The organism is Halorubrum sp. SP3 (genome assembly GCF_005435195.1).
In the GTDB taxonomy this organism is placed as follows: Archaea; Halobacteriota; Halobacteria; order Halobacteriales; family Haloferacaceae; genus Halorubrum; species Halorubrum sodomense.
Genome location: NZ_SGTU01000634.1, coordinates 1 through 263 on the forward strand (window position 1 = coordinate 1; position 263 = coordinate 263).

1 protein-coding gene is annotated in these 263 nt (G+C 64.6%); it reads left to right on the forward strand.

Annotated elements, in window-relative coordinates; genetic code table 11:
* A partial coding sequence (locus EXE42_RS17805; RefSeq protein ID WP_199240821.1) for a phosphomethylpyrimidine synthase ThiC occupies positions 1-263 on the forward strand: 263 nt, incomplete at both ends.

The window sequence follows — 263 nt, forward strand, 5'->3', positions numbered from 1 at the left end:
GGCGTCGACTACATGACGATCCACGCGGGGATATTGATGGAACACCTGCCCCTGACTGACGGCCGGAAGACCGGAATCGTCTCGCGAGGTGGGTCGATCCTCGCGGAGTGGATGGAGGAGAACGGGATACAGAACCCGTTGTACGCGAAGTTCGAGGCGATCTGTGAGATCCTCGCCGAACACGACGTGACCGTCTCGCTCGGGGACGGCCTCCGGCCGGGGTGTCTCGCGGACGCGAGCGACGAGGCGCAGTTCGCCGAGCT